23 protein-coding genes are annotated in these 25,957 nt (G+C 64.9%); 10 read left to right on the top strand and 13 right to left on the bottom strand.

Annotated features, from left to right (window positions below; translation table 11 throughout):
- Positions 1-7: 7 nt before the first annotated feature.
- Complete coding sequence (locus tag XH96_RS28195) at positions 8-754, top strand: hypothetical protein (protein ID WP_194388754.1); 747 nt, start codon at positions 8-10, stop codon at positions 752-754.
- Between the two features lie 98 nt (positions 755-852).
- Here XH96_RS28195 and XH96_RS28190 read toward each other — a convergent pair whose 3' ends face one another.
- From XH96_RS28190 to XH96_RS28135, 12 genes are all read right to left on the bottom strand, one after another.
- Positions 853-1,740: an ABC transporter permease gene (locus tag XH96_RS28190; protein WP_194388752.1), complete on the bottom strand. Its 888-nt coding sequence runs from the start codon at positions 1,738-1,740 to the stop codon at positions 853-855.
- Between the two features lie 3 nt (positions 1,741-1,743).
- Complete coding sequence (locus XH96_RS28185) at positions 1,744-2,685, bottom strand: ABC transporter permease (protein WP_194388750.1); 942 nt, start codon at positions 2,683-2,685, stop codon at positions 1,744-1,746.
- Positions 2,686-2,845: 160 nt separating this feature from the next.
- Complete coding sequence (locus XH96_RS28180; RefSeq protein ID WP_194388748.1) at positions 2,846-4,357, bottom strand: ABC transporter substrate-binding protein; 1,512 nt, start codon at positions 4,355-4,357, stop codon at positions 2,846-2,848.
- Between the two features lie 17 nt (positions 4,358-4,374).
- The gene (locus XH96_RS28175; RefSeq protein WP_194388746.1) at positions 4,375-5,481 is read right to left on the bottom strand and encodes an ABC transporter ATP-binding protein; all 1,107 of its coding nucleotides are present in this window, start codon (positions 5,479-5,481) and stop codon (positions 4,375-4,377) included.
- Positions 5,481-6,470 carry an ABC transporter ATP-binding protein gene (locus XH96_RS28170; protein WP_194388744.1) on the bottom strand — a complete coding sequence of 330 codons (990 nt, stop codon included), beginning with the start codon at positions 6,468-6,470 and terminating at the stop codon, positions 5,481-5,483. Before XH96_RS28170 ends, XH96_RS28175 begins: the two co-directional genes overlap by 1 nt.
- A complete protein-coding gene (locus XH96_RS28165) occupies positions 6,467-7,177 on the bottom strand; it encodes a DUF1028 domain-containing protein (protein WP_194388742.1) in 711 nt (236 codons plus the stop codon). The genes XH96_RS28170 and XH96_RS28165 overlap by 4 nt, the downstream gene beginning before the upstream one ends.
- Positions 7,178-7,187: 10 nt before the next feature.
- The gene (locus XH96_RS28160; protein WP_194388740.1) at positions 7,188-8,993 is read right to left on the bottom strand and encodes a gamma-glutamyltransferase family protein; all 1,806 of its coding nucleotides are present in this window, start codon (positions 8,991-8,993) and stop codon (positions 7,188-7,190) included.
- A gap of 86 nt (positions 8,994-9,079) precedes the next feature.
- Entirely contained in the window at positions 9,080-10,069 is a 990-nt protein-coding gene (locus XH96_RS28155; protein ID WP_194388739.1) for an ABC transporter ATP-binding protein, read from the bottom strand.
- Positions 10,066-11,052 (bottom strand): ABC transporter ATP-binding protein, encoded by a 987-nt coding sequence (locus tag XH96_RS28150; RefSeq protein ID WP_194388737.1) that lies wholly within the window; start codon positions 11,050-11,052, stop codon positions 10,066-10,068. Before XH96_RS28150 ends, XH96_RS28155 begins: the two co-directional genes overlap by 4 nt.
- 13 nt (positions 11,053-11,065) lie before the next feature.
- Complete coding sequence (locus tag XH96_RS28145; RefSeq protein WP_194388735.1) at positions 11,066-12,037, bottom strand: ABC transporter permease; 972 nt, start codon at positions 12,035-12,037, stop codon at positions 11,066-11,068.
- A gap of 11 nt (positions 12,038-12,048) precedes the next feature.
- Entirely contained in the window at positions 12,049-13,029 is a 981-nt protein-coding gene (locus tag XH96_RS28140; RefSeq protein ID WP_028178267.1) for an ABC transporter permease, read from the bottom strand.
- A gap of 104 nt (positions 13,030-13,133) precedes the next feature.
- Positions 13,134-14,729 (bottom strand): ABC transporter substrate-binding protein, encoded by a 1,596-nt coding sequence (locus tag XH96_RS28135; RefSeq protein WP_194388733.1) that lies wholly within the window; start codon positions 14,727-14,729, stop codon positions 13,134-13,136.
- Between the two features lie 304 nt (positions 14,730-15,033).
- Here XH96_RS28135 and XH96_RS28130 point away from each other — a divergent pair, with 304 nt between their 5' ends.
- The 6 genes from XH96_RS28130 (at position 15,034) to XH96_RS28105 (ending at position 22,763) form a co-directional block, all read left to right on the top strand.
- Positions 15,034-15,291 carry a DUF6489 family protein gene (locus XH96_RS28130; protein ID WP_194388732.1) on the top strand — a complete coding sequence of 86 codons (258 nt, stop codon included), beginning with the start codon at positions 15,034-15,036 and terminating at the stop codon, positions 15,289-15,291.
- Positions 15,291-16,091, top strand: coding sequence for a triacylglycerol lipase (locus XH96_RS28125; protein WP_194388730.1), 801 nt, complete (start codon positions 15,291-15,293; stop codon positions 16,089-16,091). The genes XH96_RS28130 and XH96_RS28125 overlap by 1 nt, the downstream gene beginning before the upstream one ends.
- A gap of 47 nt (positions 16,092-16,138) precedes the next feature.
- Complete coding sequence (locus tag XH96_RS28120) at positions 16,139-17,689, top strand: wax ester/triacylglycerol synthase family O-acyltransferase (protein ID WP_194388728.1); 1,551 nt, start codon at positions 16,139-16,141, stop codon at positions 17,687-17,689.
- Positions 17,690-17,698: 9 nt separating this feature from the next.
- Positions 17,699-18,694, top strand: coding sequence for an alpha/beta fold hydrolase (locus tag XH96_RS28115; protein WP_194394285.1), 996 nt, complete (start codon positions 17,699-17,701; stop codon positions 18,692-18,694).
- A gap of 127 nt (positions 18,695-18,821) precedes the next feature.
- The gene (locus tag XH96_RS28110; RefSeq protein WP_194388726.1) at positions 18,822-22,058 is read left to right on the top strand and encodes a bifunctional cytochrome P450/NADPH--P450 reductase; all 3,237 of its coding nucleotides are present in this window, start codon (positions 18,822-18,824) and stop codon (positions 22,056-22,058) included.
- A gap of 30 nt (positions 22,059-22,088) precedes the next feature.
- Positions 22,089-22,763, top strand: coding sequence for a spermidine synthase (locus tag XH96_RS28105; protein WP_194394284.1), 675 nt, complete (start codon positions 22,089-22,091; stop codon positions 22,761-22,763).
- Here the strand turns inward: XH96_RS28105 and XH96_RS28100 are convergent.
- Positions 22,760-23,674, bottom strand: coding sequence for an alpha/beta fold hydrolase (locus XH96_RS28100; RefSeq protein WP_194388724.1), 915 nt, complete (start codon positions 23,672-23,674; stop codon positions 22,760-22,762). The two genes, XH96_RS28105 and XH96_RS28100, sit on opposite strands and share 4 nt — an antisense overlap.
- Positions 23,675-23,840: 166 nt before the next feature.
- Between XH96_RS28100 and XH96_RS28095 the strand changes: the two genes are divergently transcribed.
- Genes XH96_RS28095 through XH96_RS28085 form a run of 3 tightly spaced genes read left to right on the top strand, consistent with a single transcriptional unit; the run spans position 23,841 to position 25,890 of the window.
- Entirely contained in the window at positions 23,841-24,221 is a 381-nt protein-coding gene (locus tag XH96_RS28095; protein ID WP_194388722.1) for a hypothetical protein, read from the top strand.
- Positions 24,218-25,300, top strand: coding sequence for an alpha/beta hydrolase (locus XH96_RS28090; protein ID WP_194388720.1), 1,083 nt, complete (start codon positions 24,218-24,220; stop codon positions 25,298-25,300). The genes XH96_RS28095 and XH96_RS28090 overlap by 4 nt, the downstream gene beginning before the upstream one ends.
- Positions 25,297-25,890, top strand: a complete 594-nt coding sequence (locus XH96_RS28085; RefSeq protein ID WP_194388718.1) for a GNAT family N-acetyltransferase — start codon at positions 25,297-25,299, stop codon at positions 25,888-25,890. Before XH96_RS28090 ends, XH96_RS28085 begins: the two co-directional genes overlap by 4 nt.
- Positions 25,891-25,957 lie beyond the last annotated feature (67 nt).

The raw sequence follows: 25,957 nt of genomic DNA, 5'->3' as shown, positions 1-25,957 counted from the left end.
GTCCGTCATGACGCGCGAATTCTCCGCCGGAAACTATCGTTTCATTCCATCCGTGTTCCAGTATTCCGCCGGCGCCGTCGCGGATGAGGGTTATGAGATCGAACGCGTCCGGTTCGATCGCCTGGTGCCGCTCGCTGAAGGATTTGCGCTGGCCGCAAAGTTCATCCAGGAGGCGGGGCGTCCATTGACGGCGTTCTGTGCCTGCGAGCTGCGCTCGCCGGCGGCCTTCAGCGAGGAGGGCTTTCGTGCGTTCAACCTGCACTATGTGAAGACGTTGTCCGAGTGGGGCATCTTCGACGGCACGACCAATCCGGTGGCGCGCAGCAATGTCTGCCCGGAGATCGATCCGCCGTCAGAGCCGTCCTTCTACGCATTCTCCTTCACGCGACCGACGCGATCAAACACGCCCAGCTTCGTCATTGCCGGCGGCGCCGAGGCACGCGAGGGCAGCGGTACCTATGTCGAGCGCACCGTGCGCTACCGCGACCTCAGCCCGGAAGGCTTGCGGGAAAAGGTTCGCTTCACCACGACCTCGCAGATGGAGAGCCGGATGGCCGCCTTCGGCTTCGGCTGGAAGGACACGACCGGCGTGCAGGCCTATTCCGTGCATGACTTCCACCACGCGCTGGTCGACGAACTGGTCCGCCGCGGCGCCTTGCGCTCCGGTCTGACCTGGCATTTTGCCCGGCCGCCGGTCGTCGATCTCGAATACGAGATGGACTGCCGCCGCGTGATGCGCGAGGTTGTGATCTAGAGCGTTTTCGAGCGAAGTGGACACCGGTTCGCGTCAAGAAAACGCGTCAAAACAAGAATCTAGAGCCCCGTTCCGATTCCATCGGAACGGAAAAGGCTCTAGCGCTGCCGCGGATCGAGCGCATCGCGAAGGCCGTCGCCGAGCAGGTTCAGCGACAGCACCACGAGAAAGATCGCAAGCCCGGGCCAGATCGCCATCCAGGGCGCCTGGGTCAGGAAGCGTTGCGCGGCGTTGAGCATGCTGCCCCAGGACGGCGCGGGCGGCTGCTGGCCGAGGCCGAGGAAGGACAGGGCGGCTTCCGCGATGATGGCGGCGGCGATCGAGAGTGTCGCCTGCACCAGCAGCGCCGGCAGGATGTTCGGCAGGATATGGGAGAACGCGATCCGCCACGGCGGATTGCCGAGCGCCCGCGCGGCCTCGACATAGTCCTCGGCCTTGACGACGAGCACCTGGCCGCGGGTCAGGCGTATGAAGATAGGGGTCGCCGAGATGCCGATCGCGATCATGGCATTGCCGAGGCTCGGGCCGAGGAACGCGGCGAGCGCAATCGCCAGGATCAGGAACGGGCAGGCCAGCATCGCATCGGTGATCCGGCTGATCAGCGCGTCGGTGAAGCCGCCGCGATAGCCGGCGAGAAGGCCGAGCGGCACGCCGATGCCGAGCGCGATCGCGACCGAGATGAGACCCGCGAGCAGGGAGGCGCGCGCGCCGTAGACGACGCGGCTCAGGATATCGCGGCCGAGCTCGTCGGTGCCGAACCAGTGCGCCGCCGTCGGCGGCTTGCGCACCAGGCTCCAGCTCGTCGCGATCGGATCGTAGGGAACGACGAGTGGCGCGAGCGCCGCAAGGAGGATGAATACCGTGATCACGACGAGCCCGAACACGGCCGCCTTGCGCTTGAACAGCCGCCGCCGGGCACGACGCGCCGGGCTGTCCAGCTCGTAGGCTTGGGCGGCGGGGCTAGCGGGCAGCGCAGCGTCCGTCATCGCCTAGCCCCTCAGCCGCGGATTGACGAGGCCATAGGCGACGTCGGCGACGAGGTTCAGGGTGATGTAAACCGTGGCCGTCACCAGCACCACGCCCTGCACCACGGCGTAGTCGCGATTGAACACGGCGTCGACAATCAGCTTGCCGAAGCCGGGAATGGAGAAGATCTGCTCGGTCAGCACCGCGCCCGACAGCAGCGTGCCGAGCTCGAGCGCGCCGAGCGTGATGATCGGCGTCAGCGCATTGCGCATGGCGTGCTTGAGGATGACCGAGCGCTCGGAAAGACCCTTCGCGCGAGCGGTGCGGACATAGTCGCTCTCCAGCACCTGGAGCATGGCGCTGCGGGTGTGTCGCATCAGGATCGCGGAAATCGCGTTGCCGAGCACGAAGGCCGGCATGATGGTGGCGGCGAGACTCGCGCGCCAGTCCTCGGTCAGCGGCACGTAGCCGGAGGCAGGCAGCCAGCCAAGCTTGATCGAGAACAGGAAGATCAGGAGGATTCCGAGCCAGAAATTCGGCGTCGAGATACCCCACAGCGCGAACAGATTGGCGCCATAGTCCCAGGCCGTGCCTTTCTTCACAGCGGAGATGATTCCGGCGGGAATGCCGATGCAGAACGCGATCAGGATCGCCATCGAGCCGAGCTGCAGCGTCACGGGCAGCTTCTGTGCGATCAGCTCGCGCACCGGCATTTTGTTGCGCAGCGACTCGCCGAAATTGCCTGTCAGGACGCCCTTGAGCCAGTAGACATATTGGACCGGGACCGGCTGATCGAGCTTGTATTGCTGGCGGATCTGCTCGATCACGGCGGGATCGCGCTCCTCGCCGGCCATCACCAGCGCGGGGTCGCCCGGCAGCAATTGCTGTAGCGAGAAGATCAGAACCGACACGAAGAACAGCGTCGACACGATCTGCGCGATCCGGCGGGCGAGGAAATTCAGCATGGTGCGGCTTGTGTCCCGGGCGCTGCGCAACATGCAATGCTGCGCTGCTGAACCGGGACCCAATGGCCGCGGTTCGCTGCTGCTGTGGGTCCCGGCTCTGCGGAGCAGCGCTCATGCGCTGCGCCGCGTCCGGGACACGCCATCGTCGTCATCAGATCTATCACTTGAACTTCAGCCCGACCACGCGCACGAGGCCATCGGGCATCTGCCGGTAACCCTCGAGCTTCTTGGTGTGCGCGATCAGGAGCGTGCGGTGATAGATGTAGATGATCGGAAGGTCGTCGAGCAGGACCTTGGTCAGCTTGGCGTAGATCGCCTTGCGCTCGTCGACGTTCGCTGTCGCTCGCCCCTCTTCCAAGAGCTTGTCGGCCTCGGGATTGGAATAGCCTCCGTCATTCTGCGGCGCCTTGCTGCGCATGAAGATGTAGGAATTGCCGTCGGGATCGATCCGGCCGCTCCAGTTGATCTGGAAGACCTGGAACTCGCCGGCCTGGGCCTGCTTGAAGGTCGTTGCAAATTCGACGGCGCGGATCTTGATGTCGAAGCCGGCTTCCGCCGCCATCGACTGGACGACCTGGGCGACGGCCTCGTTCTCCGCGCCCTTCGGGATCATGTAGTCTACCGTCACCGGCAGGGTGACACCCGCTTCCTTCAGCAGAGCCTTGGCCTTGGCAACGTCGCGGCCGCGAACCGGGAATGCTTTCTGGTAATAGGGATGCGTCGGGCTGACCCATTGATTGCCCGGAGTGAACTCTCCGTTGAACACGACCTGGTTGAGAGCCTCGCGATCGATGGACAGATCGAGCGCCTGCCGGACTTTGGCCGACTGGCTCAGTGGGCCCTTATTCTTGTCGTTACCGATGTTGATGGTCAGACCGAGATAGCCAAGTTCCGGCGCGGTCGACAATACGAGCCGGGAATCGGCGCGGACGTCCTTGATGTCGGTGGCGAGCACGCGTTCGATCAGGTCGAGCGCGCCGGATTTCAGATTGGCGAGGCGCACGGTGGCGTCGACGATCGGCTGGAACACGACGCGGTCGATGTGGATGTTGTCCTTGTTCCAGTAGTCGGCGAACTTCTCGAACACCATGCGGTCCTGCTGGACGCGCTCGACGAATTTGTAGGGACCGGCGCAGACCGGATGCAGGCCGAACTTGTCGCCTGCCTCCTTCGCAGCCTTGGGCGAGACCATCATGCCGGAGCGGTCGGTGAGCTGGGCGATCAGCGGCGAGTAGGGCGTCTTCAGCACCAGCTTGATGGTGAGAGGATCGACCACCTCGACGTGGTCGACGCTGGCGAGCTCGGACTTGCGGAACGAGGTCGGCAGCGTCATGTGACGCTCGATCGAGAACTTTGCGGCTTCAGCGTCCAGCGGTTCGCCGTCGTGGAATTTGACGCCCGGCCGAAGCTTGATCGTCATGGCCTTGCCGTCGGCCGATGTCTCGTAGGACAACGCCAGCTGTGGCACGATGTTGAGCTTCTCGTCGATGTCGAACAGCTTGTCACAGAACGCGGAGAAGACGATGCGGCCGACATAAGTGCGGCCGATGCTGGGATCGAGGATGTCGGGGTCCTCGGCGATGCCGATGCGAAGCGTAGTCTGCGCCTGGGCGGTGCCCGCGAGCGACGTCAGCAATGCCGACGCCAGGATTGTCAAACGCATAAAGCTCATCGTTCTCGACCTCTGTTTCACGGCGTTGTGGGGGCCGCCCCCAATGAACGAACCCCGCCGCCGCGTGCTGCTTCCGGCCCGCCGCTGAAGGCTGCGACCAGTTTTTCCAGGACCGGCGAGAAGCCGCCGTCCATGGGGACGATCGCCTCCGAGGAGGGCAGTTCCGATGTTCGGTGGCAGGCCGTTGCATGTCCGATGCCATCCGCGACGAGCCGAGGCATTTCGCTGCGGCAGCGGTCGACCACATAAGGGCAGCGGGTGTGGAAGCGGCATCCCGGCGGCGGATTGATCGCGCTGGGGATCTCTCCCTGCAGCACAATCCGGCTGCTCTTTGCCCGCGGTTTAGGCACAGGGATCGCGGACAGCAGCGCCCGGCTGTAGGGATGGCGCGGCGCGGCGAACAGCGCATCCGCCTCCGCGGTCTCGACGATCTGGCCGAGATTCATCACCGCGACGTGGTCGGCGATGTGCTTGACCACGGCGAGGTCGTGCGAAACGAAAATGTAGGCGAGGCCGAGCCGGTCCTGCAGCTCGCTCAGCAGGTTCAGGATCTGCGAGCGGATCGAGACATCGAGCGCCGAGACCGGCTCGTCGCAGATGATCAGCTTCGGCTCGACCGCGAGTGCGCGCGCGATGGCGATGCGCTGGCGCTGACCGCCGGAGAATTCATGCGGATAGCGCCGCGCCAGCCGCGGCTCGAGCCCGACCAGCCGCAGCAGCTCGGAAACGCGCTCGGATCGTCGCGGCGCCGGAACGAGATCGTGCAGCGCCAGCGGCTCGGTCAGGATCTGCCCGACCGTCATGCGCGGATTGAGCGAGGCGTAGGGATCCTGGAAGATGATCTGGGCTTCACGCCGGAAGGCGCGCAAGCCGTTGGCGTCGAGCGAGAGCAGGTCGCGGCCGTCGAAGCGGACCGCGCCCGCATCCGGCTCGATCAGCCGCAAGACCAGGCGGCTGACGGTGGACTTGCCGCATCCGGATTCGCCGACGAGGGCCAGCGTCTTGCCGGCGTCGAGCGAGAACGAAACGCCATCGACGGCCTTGACGTGCGCCAATGCGCGGCCGAACAGCGAGCGCTCGGCGACGAAATGCTTGACCAGGCCTTCGACCTCGAGCAGGGCCATCACGACACCAACAGTTCGAGCGGCGCGCGGATACAGCGCGAGAGGTGACCGGGGCCGACTTCCAGCAGCGGCGGCGGCGCCTTCGTACAGGCATCCAGCATGAAGGGACAGCGCGCGGCGAAGCGGCAACCGGCGGGCGGCTGCGCCATGTTCGGAACCATGCCTTCGATCGTCGCAAGCTGCTCGGCGCGGTGGTCGAGCCGCGGGATCGAGCCGAGCAGACCGACCGTATAAGGATGCTGCGGAGCCGAGAACAGCTCGTCCACCGGCGCGCGCTCGACGATCTCGCCGGCATACATCACGGCTACCTCGTCGCAGACCTCGGCGACGACGCCGAGATCGTGGGTGATCAGGATGATCGCGGCGCCGCTCGCCGCTTTCAACTCGCGCATCAATTCCAGGATCTGGGCCTGCAAGGTGACGTCGAGCGCGGTCGTCGGCTCGTCGGCGATAAGGAGGCGCGGGTCGCAGGCCAGCGCCATCGCGATCATGACGCGCTGGCGCATGCCGCCCGAGAGCTTGTGCGGATACTCGTCGATGCGCCGCTCGGGTGATGGGATGTGGACGCGGCGCAGCAGCTCGATTGCGCGGTTCCGCGCACTCTTCCGCGAGCCGCCGCGATGGCGCAGGATCGTTTCGATGATCTGGTCGCCGATCGTGAAACTCGGGTTGAGCGAGGTCATCGGTTCCTGGAAGATCATCGCCAGCCGATTGCCGCGGAGGTCGCGCAGCGTCTGGTCCGGGGTCTTCAACAGGTCGAAACCGTCGAAGCGGATCGCGCCTGATATCTCCGCGCTCTGCTTCGGCAAGAGGCCCATGATGGCCAGCGACGTCACGCTCTTGCCGCAGCCGGATTCGCCGACGAGGCCGAGCGTGGCGCCATGGGCGACACTGAGATCGACGCTGTCGACGGCGTGCGTGACGCGGCCGTCGTCGCCGTGAAAGCGGATGCGCAGATCCCTGATCTCGATGAGGGGGCTCGGGCTCATGAGCGCCTTGCCCGCGCTGCTGCGATGCTGGCGTCGATGACGCTGCGATCGGTGTTGCCGGCCGGGTTCTGCCGCGTCGGCATGGAGGCGCGGAAGTGCACCCAGAGCTCGTGGCTGACCTCTTCGAGCCGCTCGAGCTCGCCGAGCGGATCGGGATGATCGTCGGCGCGAACGTCGAGCGCCGGCCATTCCTCCTCGCCGTGGATCAGCAGCGCGGCGGACTGCTTGCCGCGCTTGTCCCCGCCGGCGGCTTCGCCTGCGCGCATCGCCGCGAGCAGGCGGCGCGGGAAGGGGAGGCTGTCATTGGCGATGTAGGTCTTTGCCGTCTCGTCGAGCACGTCGGCGCAGGCGAGCATGTTGCCCGCGATCGAGAAGCCGCTGCCCGCGATGTGACCGCACCAGTCGACACAATCGCGCCCCGTATGCGCTGCGATCTCGCCGCTGGCATCCATGATGTGGATCTGGCGGCTCTCGCGACCGTCGTCGGTCGCGAGCAGGGTGGCGAGCACGTCATGCGCGTTCAAACCTTCGCGCAGCAGCTTGACGCCGTCGAGGCCGTAATAGGGGTTGACGAAGGCCTGCGTTGCGATGGCGCCGACACCGGCGGCAATGTAGGGGACCCGCGCGCCGACGGCGAAGAAGCGGGTCGCTACCGCAATGCCAAACTGGCCGGTGGCAGGGTCACGCGCGATGATCGACCAGGTCATTGTGCTACCTTCAGCGTCCTGCGGCGTAGCCCTGCATGCCGCGGGGATTGGCGGCGGCGCGGCGGCGCACGCCGACGCGCGAGGCCGCGGTGAGGCGGCCTTCCGACCAGTCGGGACCGACCTCGACGATATGCCCGCGCTCGCGCAGGTTCTCGATCGTCGCCTTCGGCACGCGGTTCTCGACCACGAGCACGCCGGGGCGCGCGGTGCGCGGCCAGAACGAGATCGGGAAGTGCTCGGAGTGCCAGGCCGGTGCGTCGATTGCCTCCTGGAGATTCAGATTGCAATGAACGTGGCGCAGGAAGAACTGCGTGATCCACTGGTCCTGCTGGTCGCCACCGGGCGAGCCCCAGGCGAGATACGGCTCGCCATCGCGCAATGCCATGGTCGGCGACAGCGTCGTGCGCGGCCGCTTGCCCGGCGCGAGCGCGGCGGGATGACCTTCCTCCAGCCAGAACATCTGGGCGCGGCTGCCGAGGCAGAAGCCGAGCTCCGGAATGATTGGCGAGGATTGCAGCCATCCGCCCGACGGCGTCGAGGACACCATGTTGCCGGCCTTGTCGATGATGTCGAAATGCACGGTGTCGCCGCGCACCTCGCCGAAGCGCCCCACCGTCGGCTCGCCGGCACCAAGCGCGCCGACGGCCTCGCGCTGGCCCTCGGCGCGGCGCAGCTTGACCTCGCCGCCAAAGCCTTCGACCGAACCGGGGAGGAGATCGAGCGAAGCCGTGTCGGTGATCAGCTTGCGCCGCTCGTCATTGTAGGCATCCGACAACAGCGTTCCGATCGGAATCTCGTTGAACTTGGGATCGCCATAGAATTTCTCGCGGTCGGCGAAGGCGAGCTTGGCGCATTCGATCTGGAGATGGATGAACTCCGGCCCGGTCGGATCGAGCCCGTTGAGCGCAAAGCCCTTGAGCAGCGCGAGCTGCTGGAGCGTGACGGGGCCCTGGCTCCAGACGCCGGCCTTGCAGACGGTGTACCGGCCATAGTCGTAAGTGAGCGGCGCCTCGACCGTCGGCTGCCAGCGTGCCATGTCTTCGGCCGAGAGCACGCCCCGATGAGGCGAGCCGCTGACGTCCATCACCTCCTGCGTCCGGCAGAACTTGTCGATGGCCTCCGCAACGAAGCCTTGCGACCAGGCTTTTCGCGCACGCTCGATCTCGGCGTCACGGCCCCCACCGCCGCTCTCGGCTTCGCTGAGGATGCGGGCGTAGGTTGCGGCCAGCGTCTTGTTGGTGAAGAGCGTGCCGGGCTTCGGCACCTTGCCGTCTGGAAGATACACCGCGGCCGAGGTCGGCCAATACTTGCGGAACAGCTGCTCGACGGTCTGGATCGTGGCGCAGGCGCGTTCGACCAGCGGATAGCCGTCGCGGGCGTAGGAGATCGCCGGCTCCAGCACGTCGCGCACGCGCATCGTGCCGTAGTCGCGCAGCAGCATCATCCAGGATTCGAAAGTGCCGGGAACGCAGGCGGCGAGCAGGCCGGTGCCGGGCACCATGTCGAGGCCTTCGCTTCTGTAGTGTGCGATGGTGGCGCGCGCGGGTGCCGGGCCCTGACCGCAGATCACCTCGGTGCGGCCGCGCTTCACGTCGTGGACGATGATGGGTACGTCCCCGCCGGGACCGTTCAAATGGGGCTCGACCACCTGGAGCGTGAAGGCGGTGGCAACGCCGGCATCGAAAGCATTCCCGCCCTTTTCCAGAATGGCCATGCCGACGGCCGTCGCAATCCAGTGCGTGGTGGCGACGACCCCGAACGTGCCTTCGATCTCGGGCCTCGTCGTGAACGGATCGGGATTGATATTGCTGCCCATGAACTTCACCACCTTATTTCCGGCGCGCGCAATTGATCACAGGGCCACGCCGCCGCCAAATGCGCAGGCTGCATGGCACGCGCGCGTCACGCCGGGACCGGCGCGGTGTTGACGGCGTGGCAGGCGACGCCGTCGATAAGTTCCGGGATCTCCTTGCGGCAGAGATCGAACGCGAGCGGGCAGCGTGGATTGAAGGCGCAGCCCGGGGGCGGATTGATCGGGTTCGGGATCTCGCCCTTGACCGGAATGCGCTGGCGGCCGCTCATGGCGAGATCGGGCACGGCGCCCAGCAGCATCTTGGTGTAGGGCATGCGCGGGCGGGCAAACAGCTCGCGTCCTTCCGCGATCTCGACGATGCGGCCGAGATACATCACGCCGACGCGGCTCGCCATGTGGCGGACCACGGCGAGGTTGTGGCTGATGAACATGTAGGTCAGGCCGAACTTGTCCTGGAGGTCGCGCATCAGGTTCAGGATCTGTGCCTGCACCGAGACGTCGAGCGCCGAGGTCGGCTCGTCGCAGACGATGAACTCGGCGTCGGAGGCGAGAGCGCGCGCGATCGCGATGCGCTGGCGCTGGCCACCAGAAAACTCATGCGGAAATTTCAGCCGGTCGTCGGGATGCAGCCCGACGAGGCTGAGCAGCTCGCCGACGCGGGCCTGGATGTCACGTTCGCCCTGGATCAGGTCGAAGGCGCGGATCGGCTCGGAGATGATGGCATCCACGCGGAAGCGCGGGTTCAGGCTTGCATAGGGATCCTGGAAGATCATCTGAATGCGGCGACGCAGCTTTCGCCGCGCCGGCGCCTGCCGCGGATCGGTCATCGAGACGCCGTCGATCAGGACGTCGCCGGAACTCGGCGGCAGGAGGCCGACGACCATCCGCGCCACCGTGGTCTTGCCGGAGCCGGACTCGCCGACCAGAGCGAACGTCTCGCCCTTTCTGATGTCGAAAGTGACGCCATCCACCGCCTTGAGGTATTCGAGGTGACCACCTTCGAGCATGCGGTTGAGCCAGGGTTTCGAGACGTCGAAAACGCGCCGCAGATTCGTGGCCTGGACGAAGGGAATGCTCATGCCGCGCTCTCCGCCGGCACGGTGTCATAGAGATGGCACGCGACCGATTGCGCGCCGCGCGGCAGCGGCTCCGGCCGCTCCACGCGGCAGCGATCGAAGGCGAAGGCGCAGCGCGGATTGAACGAGCAACCACGCGGGATCGCCGACAGCCGCGGCATGGAGCCGGGAATCTGCACGAGGCGCTTGTCCTCGCCCGCAAGCGTCGGGATCGCGCCCATCAGGCCCTTGGCGTAGGGATGCAGCGGGTTTCTCACGACATCCTGCACCGGGCCGATCTCCGCGATGCGGCCGGCATACATCACCGCGACGCGGTCCGAGGTCTCCGCGATCACGCCCATGTCGTGAGTCACCAGCATGACCGCAGTGCCGTGGTCGCGCCCGAGCCGCTTGATCAGCGAGATGATCTGGGCCTGCACGGAAACGTCGAGCGCGGTGGTCGGCTCGTCCGCGATGATCAGCTCCGGCTCGGCACAGATCGCGAGCGCAATCACCACGCGCTGGCGCATGCCGCCGGAGAACTCGTGCGGATAGCCGTCGATCCGCTTTTCGGGCGCGGGAATGCCGACCTCGGCGAGCAGGTCGATGGCGCGGCGGCGCGCCGCCTGCTCCGACAGATTGAGGTGCGTCCGGATCGTCTCCACGATCTGGTCGCCGACCCTGTACAGCGGATTGAGCGAGGTGAGGGGATCCTGGAAGATCATCCCGATGCGCTTGCCCCTGATCCGGCGCATCTGCTCCGGCGGCAGATTGTCGATGCGCAGGCCCGCGAGACGAATCTCGCCGCCGGCGATGCGGCCGGGCGGATCGATCAGGCCGATTACCGAGAGGCCGGTGACGGACTTGCCGGCGCCCGACTCGCCGACGACGCCGAGCACCTCGCCCTTGGCGATGTCGAAGCAGACGTCGTCGATGGCGCGCAAGGTACCTCGGCGGGAGGCGAACTCCACCTGAAGGTTGCGCACGGAGAGAACGGGTTCGGTCATGGGCGCAGCATACTCATCGAAGCTTCGGGTTGAGCGCGTCGCGCAGCCAGTCGCCAAGCAGGTTGATGGAGAGGATCAGGGCGGCGAGCGCAAAACCGGGGAAAGCGACGATCCACCATTCGCCGGCGAACAGATAGTTGTTGCCGATGCGGATCAGCGTGCCGAGCGATGGCATGGTGTCGGGCAGACCGACGCCGAGGAAGGAGAGCGTCGCCTCGGTGATGATGGCGAGCGCAAGGTTGATCGTCGCGATGACCAGGATCGGGCCCATCGTGTTCGGCAACACATGCCGCAGCATGATCTTCGGCGCAGGCAGGCCGATCAGCTGCGCGGCAGCCACGTAGTCCTTGTTCTTCTCGACCATCACGGAGCCGCGCACCGTCCGCGCGTACCCCACCCAGAAGCTCAGGCCGATCGAGATTACCAGCACCACCAGCATGCTGGTGGCGTCGAGCCGGTTGCCGAGGATCGATTTCGCGATGCCGTTGACCAGCAGCGCGATCAGGATGGCGGGGAAGGTGAGTTGAACGTCGGCGATCCGCATGATCACGCCGTCGACTGCGCCGCCGAAATAGCCGGCGATCAGGCCGAGCCCGATGCCGAGCGCGCCGGCGAAGATCACGCCGGCGACGCCGACGGCGAGCGAGATGCGCATGCCATAGAGAATGGCAGAGAACACGTCGCGGCCCTGCTCATCGGTGCCGAGCAGGAACGGGCTCTGGCCGTCGGTGGTCCACAGCGGCGAGATCCGCGAATTCATCAATTGCAGCTGCGCCGGATCGAACGGGTTCTGCACCGCGAGCACGGATGCAAAGATCGCGAGCAGGAAAAACAAGACCGTGATGGTCGCCGCCACCATGGTGAGCTTGGAACGCCGGAAAGAATAAAAGAGATCGCTGTCGAGCGCGCGCCTGAACCAGTTCTGGGCGGCCTGTGCCGGCTGCGCGTTCTGCTTGTCGGAACTGGAGACGACGGCGTCGGACATGCAGGGCTGCCTTATGCGGCGCGACCGATGGTCGAGCGCAGGCGCGGATCGACCACGGTATAGAGAATGTCGACCACCAGATTGATGGTGACGAAGATCAGCGAGACCATCAGCAGGTAGGCGGCCATGATCGGGATATCGACATTTTGCACGGCCTGGACGAACAGAAGTCCCATGCCCGGCCACTGGAACACGGTTTCGGTGATGATGGAAAATGCAATAACCGAGCCAAACTGAAGCCCGGCCACCGTGATCACCGGAATCAGCGTGTTCTTCAGCGCGTGGCCGAAATGGATGGCACGGGTGGTCAGCCCCCTCGCGCGGGCGAAACGGATATAGTCGGTCCGCAGCACTTCCAGCATCTCCGCGCGTACCAGCCGCATGATCAGGGTCATCTGGAACAGGCCGAGCGTGATCGAGGGCATGATCAGTGCCTTCAGTCCGGACAGCGTGAGCAGGCCCGTCGTCCACCAGCCGAGCTTGACCACCTCGCCGCGGCCGAACGAGGGCAACCAGCCCAATGTCACCGCGAACAGATAGATCAGGAGAATGCCGATCAGGAAAGTCGGCAGCGAGATGCCTACAAGCGAAACGGCCTGGAACAGTTTGGCCAGCACCGTGTCGCGTTTGAGCGCCGAATAGACGCCCATCAGGATGCCGAACACCATCGCGAAGACGGTCGCGCAGATCGCCAGCTCCAGTGTCGCGGGCATGCGCTCCATCAACAGCGCCGAGACCGGCTGGCGGAACTGGTAGGAGACGCCGAACTTGAATTGCGCGGCATCGGCGAAATAGCGCACGAACTGCACCGGCACGGGATCGTCGAGGCCGAGCGATTTGCGCACGATCGCGCGCTCGGCCGCCGAGGTATCGATCGAGACGATCTGGTTGACGGGGTCGCCGGCGAAGCGGAACATCGAGAACGCGATGATGCCGACGGCGAACATGACGCCGATGGCCTGAACGGCGCGGCGAAGAGTGAAAGCGAGCATGCCTTCCACTGTCCTTGGGTGTGCGTGCGGCTGACATCTTTGTCGGCCGGAAAAGGAATGGTCCCGGACGCCTCACGCGACCGGGACCCTGTGTTCAACTGACGCTATTCCTTCTTGGTCGCCCAGTGGAACATGACCAGATTGTCGGCGCGCTGCGGCAGGTTGACCTTTTTCGATACGCCCCATGCCAGCGCCTGCTGGTGCAGCGGAATGTAGGCCCAGTCCTTCATGCCGATCTCGTAGGCCTGCTTGATTAGCTGGTTGCGCTTGGCGGTGTCGGTCTCGACCAGCACCTTGTCGGTGATGGCATCGAACTCCTTGTTGCAGTAGCCGCCGAGATTGGCCTCGCCGCGCGAGGATTTCGCATCGTCGCGGCAGCCCATGATGTCGTAGAGCACGTTATGGGAATCCATGGTGCTCGGCGTCCAGCCCAGCAGGTAGAACGAGGTCTGGTAGCCGCCCTGCTTCAGCACCTTGGCGAAGTACTGCGCCTTCGGCTGCGCCAGCAGATTGATCTTGACGCCGATGCGCGCGAGCATGCCGACGACGGCCTGGCAGATCGCGGCGTCGTTGACGTAACGATCGTTCGGGCAGTCCATGGTGACTTCGAAGCCGTCGGGGTAACCGGCCTCGGTCAGGAGCTTCTTGGCGCCGTCGGGATCGAATTTCGGCCGCGTGAAATCCTTGGAGAGCGCGAACAATTCCGGCGCGATCATCAGAGCCGACGGCGTCGACAGGCCGCGCATCACGCGCGTCTTGATCAGCTCGATGTCGATGGCCTTGTAGAAGGCTTCGCGGACGCGGGCGTCCTTGAAGGGGTTCTTGCCCTTGATGTTGGAGTAGAGCAGCTCATCGCGAGTCTGGTCGAAGCCGATGAAGATGGTGCGCAGCTCCGGCCCCTTCAGAACCTGGGCATTCGGGCTGGAATCGACGCGGGAGATGTCCTGGATCGGCACCGGCTCGATGACGTCGACTTCGCCCGACAGCAGCGCGGCGACGCGTGTGGCGTCGGAGGCGATCGGGGTGAAGATGATCTCCTTCAAATTGCCTTCCACCTTGCCCCAATAGTTGGGGTTGGCCTTGAACACCGTCTTCACGCCGGGTTGATGGCTTTCGATGATGAAGGGACCGGTGCCGTTCTCGTGCAGCGAGGCGTAGCTCGGCGTGGTCGCCGCCACCGGCGTCGGATCGACGACGTTGTTCGCCTCGGCCCACTTCTTGTCCATGATGTACCAGACATCCCACGAATTATGCAGGATTGGATTAGGCGAGGGCAGAACGAAATCGACGGTGTAGTCGTCGACCTTGACCACCTTGACGTCGGGCGCAAGGCGGGTCTGCATGTTGGACCCCTTCTTGCGGACGCGGTCGGCGGAGAACAGCACGTCGTCGGCGGTGAAGGGATCGCCGTTGTGGAATTTCACGCCCTTGCGCAGATGGAAGCGCCAGCGGGTCGGCTCCGGCGTTTCCCAGCTCTCGGCCAGTGCCGGAATGATCTTGAGGTCCTTGTCGCGCGCGGTGAGGCCCTGATAGACGTGGCCAAGATGGGCGTGGGTGGTGCTCTCGTTCAGGGTGTAGGGATCGAGCGACTTCAGGTCACCCTGATTGGCATAACGTAGCGTCTGGCTTGACGCCGGCGAGACCGCCAACGCAAGCGCACCGGCGAGCGCCGCCGCAAACAGACCTTGACCGATTGACATTCTTGACCCTCTCCGCACTGCCACGCCGGTGATTTTTGATTGTTCGGCGAGGCTGACTGATCCATGTTGCCCAGAGTTATCGACCCGTGCAAGCGTCATTCCAGCAAGGAACGCGCCAAGTTGCGCCGCTGTGCAGCAATGCTGACCGTGTCGCCCGGCATGGAGGACCATGTCTTTCGACTTTGGTTGACCATGCCGGCTGATTGCCGGACGGAGCATGTCGCACCGGCATCAGGTCGCTTGCGTTGCACCACAACTCGCGGCGATACTCCGACAGGCCGCTCGAATCTCATCTGGAGGGGACATGAAGGTTAACATCGAAATCGACTGCACCCCCCTCGAGGCTCGCCAGTTCTTCGGTCTGCCGGACGTGGCGCCGATGCAGGCGGCGGTGATGGACAAGTTGCAGCAGCAGGTTCTCAGCAACATCGAGAAGGTCTCGCCGGAATCCCTGATCCAGAGCTGGTTCACCTTCGATCCCAAGATCGCCGAGCGGTTTCAGGACATGTTCGTCGCGATGGCCGGCCTCGGCGGCACCCGCAGCGGCGACAAGAAAAAATAGTGTCGACCGGACCGGACGGGGCGCTGGAATCGGGCCGGCTTCGTCCGCCAGGTCTCGGCCTGCTGCTGGCCGAAGCCCGTGGACTGTTCGAATTGAATGCAAGCCTGCTGCTGTCGCCGCTCCTGATGCGCGCGCCGAGGGGCGACGGCCATCCGGTGCTAGCGCTGCCGGGCTTTCTCGCCAGCGACCTCTCGATGGCGCCGATGCGGCGCTACCTCAGCGAGCTCGGTTATGAGGCACATGCCTGGCGGATGGGCCGCAATCTCGGCGGGCTCGGGCGGATGCGGGATTCGCTGCGCACCCGCCTGACCGAAATCCATGCCGCGACCGGACGCAAGGTCAGCCTGGTCGGGTGGAGCCTCGGCGGCGTCTATGCCCGCGATCTCGCGCTTTGGGCACCCGACAAGGTCCGTTACGTCATCACGCTCGGCAGCCCTTTCGCCAACGACGTGCGGGCGACCAACGCCACGCGGCTTTACGAGGCGATGTCAGGCGAGCGGGTCGAGGATTTTGCCGAAGCGCGCGAGGCGATCGCCGGCGATCTGCCGGTGCCGACGACGTCGATCTATTCGCGCGCTGACGGCGTCGTGAACTGGCGGACCTGTCTGCTTCGTCCCTCCGCGCGTGCCGAGAACATCGAGGTGCATTTGGCGAGCCACATCGGGCTCGGGGTGAACCCCGCAGCGCTGTGGGCCGTGGCGGACCGCCTGGCGCAACCGGAGGGGGAGTTCCGGCCATTTGACCGGGCCGGGCCGTTTGCCATTGCATATGCCCCGCCGGAACAGGCAGTATCCGCCTGACGAGAAGCGCCGTCCAAGGCGCCCGTCAGATCCTGCGGGAGGGAACCATGGCCGACGGGAAGAAGCTGTCGTCGCTGGACGCGTCGTTTCTCTATCTGGAAACACCCGAAATGCCGATGCATGTCGGCAGCATGGCGATCTTCCGCCTGCCCGACGATTACAAGGGCGACTTTTTCGAAGACTTCAAGGCGATGATCCTCTCGCGCCTGCACATCGCGCCGATCCTCAAGGCACGGCTGGAGAAGGCGCCGCTTGACATCGATCATCCCTCCTGGGTCGAGGATGATCAGTTCGACATCGATCGTCATATTTTTCGCGCCAGCCTGCCGCAACCGCGCGACCGCGCCACGCTCGAACGTATCGTCGGCTGGATGCACGCCAAGCTCCTGAACCGCGCGCGCCCGCTCTGGGAGTTCTACGTCTTCGAGGGCATGAAGGACAATGAGGTCGGGCTCTATTCCAAGATGCATCATGCTGCGATCGATGGCGGCGCGGGCGCTGCGCTGACCAACATGATCTACGATATCTCGCCGATTCCGCGGAAGGTCGATCCGCCGACGGCTGGAAGCAAGCCCGGACAGGAGCCGCGCGACATCGCCGCGAACCTGCTCGATTCCTATCAGCAGCTCTTCTCTCAACCGCTCGACGCTTCGCAGGCCGCGAAGAACCTGCAATTGCCGCGCACCGGCAAGAGCGACATCGGCTCGATCCTGTTCGACAACGCGATGTACCAGATCGAGAGCGCGGTGCGCTTCGCCGGCAACATCCCGACCGTGCTGAAAAGCGTCTCCGACGTGCTCGGCAAGGTCGCCGATCCCAAGTCGCGCGAGAGCCTCGCCAGCATGGTGTCGCCGCCGACCATGCTCAACAAGACGATCTCGTCGGAGCGAAGCTTTGCCGGCGTGTCGATCCCGCTGTCGCGGGCGAAGGCCCTGGCCAAGCAGGCCGGCGGCAAGCTCAACGACGTGGTGCTGGCGCTGGCCTCCGGCGTGGTCCGGCGCTACCTCCTGCAATATGGCACGCTGCCGGCGAAATCCTTGACCGCCGCCGTGCCGATCTCGCTGCGCGAGGAAGGCAACACCGAGGCCAACAACCAGGTGTTCGGAATGATCTGCGCGATCGCGACCAACATCGAGGATCCCAAGGCGCGGCTGGAGGCCATCATCGCGCAATCGACCAAGTCCAAGGAGATGTCGCATCCCTTGCGTGCCCTGATGCCGCAGGTCTCCAACATCTCCATGCTGGGCGCGCCGATCATGGTGCAGATCCTGGCGCTGCTGTACAGCCGCTCCAACCTGTCGGACGTGCTGCCGCCGGCCGCCAACATCACGGTGTCCAACGTGCCCGGGCCGCGGCAGACGCTCTATGCCGCGGGCGCCGAGCTGCTGCATATCTTCCCGGTGTCGATTTCGACGCACGGGCAGGCCCTCAACATCACCGTGCAGAGCTATCGCGACCAGCTCGACTTCGGTTTCATCGTCGGCGCCAACATCATTCCGCATGTGCAGGTGATGTGCGATATGCTGCCGGAGGAGTTTGCCGCGCTGGAGGCCGCCTATGTGCCGCCGTCCGCCGATATCAAGGGCGCGGCGGAATAGGAAGCCATGATGATTGAAATGCCGCCGCTCAAGTTCGCACAGACGAACGGAATCCGCATGGGCTATTACGAGGCGGGTCCGAAAGATGACAAACCGCCGCTCGTGCTTTGTCACGGCTGGCCGGAGCTCGCCTTCTCCTGGCGTCACCAGATCAAGGCGCTGAGCGAGGCCGGCATCCGGGTGATCGCGCCGGACCAGCGCGGCTATGGCGCGACCGAGCGGCCCGAGGCGGTCGAAGCCTATGACATGGAGCATTTGACCGGCGATCTCGTCGGGCTGCTCGATCACTTGAACATCGACAAGGCGATCTTCGTCGGCCATGACTGGGGTGGCTTCGTGGTCTGGCAGATGCCGCTGCGTCACCCTTCGCGCGTCGCCGGCGTCGTCGGCGTCAACACGCCGCATTGGGACCGCGCGCCGATCGATCCCATTGCCCTGTTCCGCCAACGCTTCGGCGATCAGATGTACATCGTCCAGTTCCAGGATCCCGCACGCGAGCCGGACAGGATCTTCGGCAGCCGTGTCGAGCAGACCTTCGACGCCTTCATGCGCAAGCCGCTGCCGCGGCCGGCGGCGAAACCGGAAGCGCCGCCGGTCGCCGGCGTCGGCGCATCGCCGAAAACCAACCTCGCGTTTCCGCAGATGATCGCGGCCTATGATGCCAAGGTCGATCCGCGCACGCCGATCCTGTCGGCGGAGGAGAAGAAGGTGTTCGTCGACACGTTCACGAAGACCGGATTCACCGGCGGCATCAACTGGTATCGCAATTTTACGCGCAATTGGGAACGCGCGGAGGGATTGGATCATCACATCCACGTCCCGTCGCTGATGATCATGGCCGAGAACGATGCGGTGCTGCCGCCTTCGGCGGCCGACGGCATGGAGAATCTGATCTCCGACCTCGAGAAGTATCTGGTGAAGGACAGCGGCCATTGGACGCAGCAGGAGAAGCCGGAAGAGGTCAGCGCCAAGCTGATCGAATGGCGTAGAAGGCGGTTTGGCTGACGACGTAGCCGTCGGTGCAAATGAGACGTCATTCCGGGGCGCCCGAAGGGCGAACCCGGAATCTCGAGATTCCGGGCTCGATGCTGCGCATCGCCCCGGAATGACGGCAAGGGGGGAACGTAGTTAAATGTCATCCAAGAACCGTCTGGACCCGATTCCGCATCCGCCGACCAAGCCGGTGGTCGGCAACATGCTGTCGCTGGATTCATCCGCCCCCGTGCAGCACCTGACGCGGCTCGCCAGGGAGCTCGGGCCGATCTTCTGGCTCGACATGATGGGCTCGCCGATCGTCGTCGTGTCCGGCCACGATCTCGTCGACGAGCTCTCGGACGAGAAGCGGTTCGACAAGACGGTGCGCGGTGCGCTGCGGCGCGTGCGCGCGGTCGGCGGCGACGGCCTGTTCACGGCTGATACCAACGAGCCGAACTGGAGCAAGGCGCACAACATCCTGCTCCAGCCCTTCGGCAACCGCGCCATGCAGTCCTACCACGGAAGCATGGTCGATATCGCCGAGCAGCTGGTCCAGAAATGGGAGCGGCTCAACGCCGACGACGAGATCGACGTCGTCCACGACATGACCGCGCTGACGCTGGACACGATCGGCCTGTGCGGCTTCGACTATCGTTTCAATTCGTTCTACCGGCGCGACTACCACCCCTTCGTCGAGTCGCTGGTGCGTTCGCTCGAAACCATCATGATGACGCGCGGCCTGCCGTTCGAGCAGCTCTGGATGCAGAAGCGCCGCAAGACGCTCGCCGAGGACGTCGCCTTCATGAACAGGATGGTCGACGAGATCATCGCCGGGCGGCGCAAGAGCGCGGAGGGCATCGACGACAAGAAGGACATGCTCGCGGCGATGATGACCGGCGTCGACCGCGCGACCGGCGAGCAGCTCGACGACGTCAATATCCGCTACCAGATCAACACGTTCCTGATCGCGGGCCACGAGACCACCAGCGGCCTGTTGTCCTACACGCTCTATGCGCTGCTCAAGCACCCCGACATTCTCAAGAAGGCTTATGACGAGGTCGACCGCGTCTTCGGCCCCGACGTCAACGCGAAGCCAACCTATCAGCAGGTGACGCAGCTCGCCTACATCACGCAGATCCTGAAGGAGGCGCTGCGGCTGTGGCCGCCCGCGCCGGCCTACGGCATCTCGCCGCTCAAGGACGAGACCATCGGCGGCGGCAAGTACAAGCTCAGAAAGGGCACGTTCACCACCATCCTGGTGACCGCGCTGCATCGCGATCCCTCTGTCTGGGGGCCGAACCCGGATGTATTCGATCCCGAGAATTTTAGCCGCGAGGCGGAAGCGAAACGGCCGATCAATGCCTGGAAGCCGTTCGGCAATGGCCAGCGCGCCTGCATCGGCCGTGGCTTCGCCATGCACGAGGCTGTGCTCGCGCTCGGCATGATCCTGCAGCGCTTCAAGCTGATCGACCATCAGCGCTATCAGATGCACCTGAAGGAAACGCTGACGATCAAGCCGGAAGGCTTCAAGATCAAGGTCCGCGCGCGCGCCGATCGCGAGCGCGGTGCCTATGGCGGGCCGGTTGCGGCTGCGTCCTCGGCATCAAAGGCGCAGCGCAAACCCACGACGCGGCCCGGCCACAACACGCCGATGCTGGTGCTGTACGGCTCCAATCTCGGCACTGCCGAGGAGCTCGCGACGCGGATGGCGGATCTTGCGGAGATCAACGGCTTTGCCGTGCATCTCGGCCCGTTAGACGATTACGTCGGCAGGCTGCCGCAGGAGGGCGGTGTGCTGATCATCTGCGCCTCCTACAACGGCGCACCGCCGGACAATGCGACGCAGTTCGTCAAATGGCTTGGTAGCGATTTGCCGAAGGATGCCTTCGCCGGCGTGCGCTACGCCGTGTTCGGCTGCGGCAACAGCGACTGGGCTGCGACCTATCAATCGGTGCCGCGCTTCATCGACGAGCAATTGTCGAAGCATGGTGCGCGCGCGGTCTATCCGCGCGGCGAGGGCGATGCGCGCAGCGATCTCGACGGCCAGTTCCAAAAATGGTTCCCGGCTGCGGCGCAAGTCGCGACCAAGGAGTTCGGCATCGACTGGAATTTCACCCGCACCGCCGAGGACGATCCGCTCTATGCGATCGAGCCGGTGGCCGTGACCGCTGTCAACACCATCGTCGCCCAGGGCGGCGCGGTGGCGATGAAGGTGCTGGTCAATGACGAGCTGCAGAACAAGAGTGGACCGCATCCGTCGGAGCGCTCGACGCGCCACATCGAGGTGCAGTTGCCGTCCGACATCACCTACCGCGTCGGCGATCATTTGAGCGTCGTTCCGCGCAACGATCCGACGCTGGTGGATTCCGTTGCCCGCCGCTTCGGCTTCCTGCCGGCCGATCAGATCAGATTGCAAGTCGCCGAAGGCCGTCGTGCGCAATTGCCGGTCGGCGAGGCCGTGTCGGTCGGCCGCCTGCTCAGCGAGTTCGTCGAACTCCAGCAGGTCGCGACGCGCAAGCAGATCCAGATCATGGCGGAGCACACCCGGTGCCCTGTGACCAAGCCGAAGCTGCTGGGCTTCGTCGGCGAGGAGCCTGAAACGCTGGAGCGCTATCACGGCGAGATATTGGCCAGGCGCAAATCGGTGTTCGATCTGCTGCTCGAATATCCCGCCTGCGAATTGCCGTTCCACGTCTATCTGGAGATGCTCTCGCTGCTGGCCCCGCGCTATTACTCGATCTCGTCATCGCCGTCGGTCGATCCGGCGCGTTGCAGCATCACCGTCGGCGTGGTCGAAGGTCCGGCAGCCTCCGGCCGAGGCACTTACAAGGGCATCTGCTCCAACTACCTCGCCAATCGACGGGCGGGCGATGTGATCTATGCGACGGTGCGCGAGACCAAGGCGGGTTTCCGGCTTCCCGATGATCCCTCCGTGCCAATCATCATGATCGGCCCGGGCACGGGCCTGGCGCCGTTCCGCGGCTTCCTCCAGGAGCGTGCCGCGCGCAAGGCCAAAGGCGCCGCGCTCGGCCCGGCCATGCTGTTCTTTGGCTGCCGTCACCCGGATCAGGATTTTCTGTATGCCGATGAGCTGAAGGCACTGGCGGCCGGCGGCATCACCGAGCTCTTCACGGCGTTCTCGCGCGCGGATGGACCGAAGACCTATGTGCAGCATGTGCTCGCCGCCCAGAAGGACAAGGTCTGGCCATTGATCGAGCAGGGCGCCATCATCTATGTCTGCGGCGACGGCGGCAGGATGGAGCCCGATGTGAAGGCCGCGCTGGTTGCGATCCAGCGCGAGAAGGCCGGCAGCGACACCGCCACGGCTGCGCGCTGGATCGAGGAGATGGGCGCGAAGAACCGGTATGTGCTGGATGTCTGGGCGGGTGGGTGACGGCCCGCCCGATCGTGCTAAATGTCTGGCATGATTCCCTGGGAAGAGATCGACACCGCCAAAATCCCCGGCTCTGACGGAGAGCTCCGCCTGATGCGGCGGGGCAAGGAGTTTTCGATCAAGCTCGGCACCAACGAGCTGATGAACAATCGCCTGTCGGGCTCCGAAGCCGCGCTCGCGACGCTCGCGGCGAAGCAGATCGAGAAGGTCGCCAAGCCCGTCGTCTTGATCGGCGGATTGGGCATGGGCTTTACGCTGCGTGCAGCGCTCGCCGTGCTTGGAGCCAAGGCGAAGGTCGTGGTCTCCGAGCTCGTGCCCGCGGTGGTGACTTGGGCGAGAGGTCCGATGGCGGAGGTCTGTGGCGACAGCCTCGACGATGTCAGGGTGAATATCCGGGAGATCGACGTCGGCGAAATCATCCGCGCGCAGCGGTCGGCCTTCGACGCCATTCTCCTCGACGTCGACAACGGACCTGAAGGGCTGACCCGCAAGGGCAATGATGCGCTCTATAGTGCGAGCGGATTGCAGGCGGCGAAGACGGCGCTGCGGCCGGGCGGTGTGCTCGCCGTCTGGTCGTCCGGACCCAATCCGGCGTTCACCAAGCGCCTTCGCAGCGCCGGTTTCGACGTCAACGAAGTCAACGTCCGAGCCACCGGCAGAGGCGGCGGCGCACGCCACGTGATCTGGATCGCACGGAAGACCTAAGCCGCCCGCGCCGCCGCGCCATGCGCGTGCTTGTCGATCGCGTCGATGATTTCCGGCCAGAAGCGCGTGGGCAGGGCATGACCCATGCCTTCGATCATCAGCAGCTTCGCATTCGGGATTGACGCCGCCGTGTCCTTGCCGCCTTCGGGATGGACCAGCGGATCGACCGTGCCGTGGATCACCAGCGTCGGCGTCTTCACGCTATGCAGGCGCTCCTTGCGGCTGCCGGAGGCAAGCACGGCGCGGAGCTGGCGCCCGACGCCGGCCGGATTGAGCCCGCGCGCGAACACGCGCTCGGCACGTCCGAGGTCGAGCGCTTCCTCTTCCGGAAACGAGCCGACGCGCAAAATCTTCCAGGTCTGGCCGAAGCGGATGATGAACTCCTCCTTGCTGCGTGGCGGCGGCGCCATCAGCATCGCGGCGGCCTCGCGGGTTGGCGGCGGTATGCGCGGATTGCCCGTCGTCGACATGATCGACGTCAGCGAACGCACGCGGTGCGGAAACGACAGCGCCACCTCCTGTGCGATCATGCCGCCCATGGAGGCGCCGACCAGATGCCCCGACTTGATGCCGAGTGCATCCATCAAGCCGACCGTATCCTTGGCCATATCGATCAGCTTGTAGGTTGCGGCCACAGGAATCCTGAGGAAACGCAGCTTCAGCAGTTCGAGCGGGGTCAGGCGCTTGCCGCCCGTGAGATGGCTCGACTTACCGATGTCCCTGTTGTCGAAGCGGATCACGCGGAAGCCGCGCGCGGCGAGCTGCTCGCAGAACGCATCGTCCCAATGGATCATCTGCGCCCCGAGCCCCATGATCAGCAGCAGCGGCTCGGCATTGTCGTTGCCGAAGATCTCGTAGCAGATGTCGATGCCATTGGCGCGGACGGTGTGGGGCGGCTGATGGGCGGTCACGGGCGCGGTCCCTCCTGCTGGTCGCTGCTGTATCGCACGGTTTCGTTCCGTGAAGAAGCGGCGAGCGCGACACCGCGCCCGCGGCTTGCCGGTTGACCGGCATCTCGCAACGGTGTGGTATGGCGAGAAAAGAAGGGTGCAAAGCCCTCCACATGGGAGGATGCTGATGACCGACAAGATCACCGATCCGGTCGCCTTGTGGCAGAAGATGGTCGGCGAGATGGAGAAGGGTTTCAACTCTTTCGCGACCAAGGCGATGGAGACGCCCGAGTTCTCGCAAGCCGTGAACCGCGCCGGCGGCGTTGCTGCAGGTGCTCAGAAGCAATTTGGCGATCTCATGGAGAAATACCTGCTCTCCATGAACCTGCCGAGCCGCGAGCAGATGACCGGTATCGCGGAGCGGCTTCAGTCGATTGAAGGGCAACTCGGCGAGATCAAGTCGATGCTGAGCCAGATGTCGGCCAGTTCGGGTGCGCAGCAGGGCGGCGCTGCTCCGCGGCCGCCGCGGACGAAACGTCCGCCGTCCGAAGGCGGAGACCAAAAATGAACGCGCCGACGGGACTTGATTTCGCGTCCATCCCGGAGCGCATCCAGTCCGAGGTGCAGCGCGCGATCCAGCGCAGCATCAAGGGCGTCGAGTATTTCTCGACCTCGGGCCCTTCGCTCGGCTCGACACCGAAGGACGTGCTGCATTCGCGCGGAACCATGAGCCTCTACCACTATCGGCCGATGTCGGACGAGATCTACCGCGTGCCGGTGCTGATCGTGATGGCGACGACCAACCGCGGCTATATCCTCGACCTCGTGCCCGGCCAGAGCTTCATCGAGTTCCTGCTGAGGCGCGGCTACGACGTCTACATGCTGGACTGGAACGCCCCGCGGCCGGAGGAGAAGAACCTGCGCATGGAGGACTATGTCCTCGACTTCATTCCGGATTGCGTCCGCCGCGTGCAGGCCGATTCCGGCGAACGGGACGTTTCGATCATCGGCTATTGTTTCGGCGGCGTGCTGTCGCTGCTCTACGGCGCGATCCACCAGGACGGGCCGATGAAGAATTTGATCTGCTTCACCACGCCGATCGACTTCCGCGAGATGAAGCTGTTCTCGAACTTCTCCGACCGCCGCTATTTCGACGTCGATCGTCTCGTCGATAGCGTGGGAAACGTGCCGCCGGAGATGATCCTGTCCTCGTTCGAGATGCTGCGCCCCGCCTCGCGCACGGCGAGCCAGATCCAGCTTTGGGAGAACATCTGGAACGACGAGTTCGTGAAGTCCTACCGCATGTTCGACCGCTGGGCGACCGACACGCTGCCGCTGGCGGGCGAGTATTTCCGCGCCATCACCAAGGACCTGATGTGGGACAACAAGCTGTTCAACGACACCATGTCGGTTGGCGGCCGGGCGGCGAAGCTGGAAGACATCACGGTGCCGATCCTGCATGCGGTCGCCGAGCACGACCACATCGTGCCGTATGAGGCCGCCAAGCATCTGATCGCCAAGGTCGGCTCGGCGGACAAGGAGGAGGTGATCCTGAAGGGTGGTCACGTCTCTCTCGTCGCGGGCGCCAACGCGGTGAAGCGGCTGTGGCCGAAACTGGATTCCTGGCTGGGAAAGAGATCGACATGAGCGAGCAGCGTTCCTATCCGCGTCGGGTCAAGTCCGACGCCGGCGATGTCGAGATCCGCTTGATGTCGCCTGCGGACGAGGCCGCCGTGCTGGCCTTCGGCAAGGGCTTGCCGACCCACGATCTGCTGTTCCTCCCCCGCAACATCAGCGAGCCGAAGGTCCTGTCGGCATGGGTCAAGGAGATCGAGCGCGGCGCGATTCAGAGCCTGCTCGCGGTGAGAGAGGGCAGGGTGGTCGGGTGCGGCACGCTGGTGCGCGATCCGCATTCCTGGTCGCCGCATGTCGGCGAGATCCGGATGGTGGTCTCGCCCGATGTCCGCGGCAAGGGAGTGGGCAAGGCGCTCTCGCAGGAGACCTTTGCACTCGCGCTCGGGGCCGGCCTGGAGAAGCTCTCGGTCCAGATGACCGTCGATCAGCAGGCGGCGATCGCCCTGTTCGAAAGCCTCGGCTTCAAGGCCGAGGCGCTGCTGCGCGACCATGTCCGGGATGTCGACGGCAGGACCCACGACATCGTCGTGCTCGGTCACAACATCGCGCAGGTCCAGGCCCAGATGGAGGCGTATGGGGTGCCGGGCGCTGTCCAGCACTAGGAGCGCCCGCTCAGCATCGGGCCGATCATCGGACCGGTTGGCTAAAAAGGCATCATGATGCCTCTTG

The organism is Bradyrhizobium sp. CCBAU 51765, assembly GCF_015291725.1.
Classification (GTDB): Bacteria; Pseudomonadota; Alphaproteobacteria; order Rhizobiales; family Xanthobacteraceae; genus Bradyrhizobium; species Bradyrhizobium liaoningense.
Note: the sequence above shows the minus strand (reverse complement) of the source record. Positions and strands in the feature narration are given on the sequence as shown.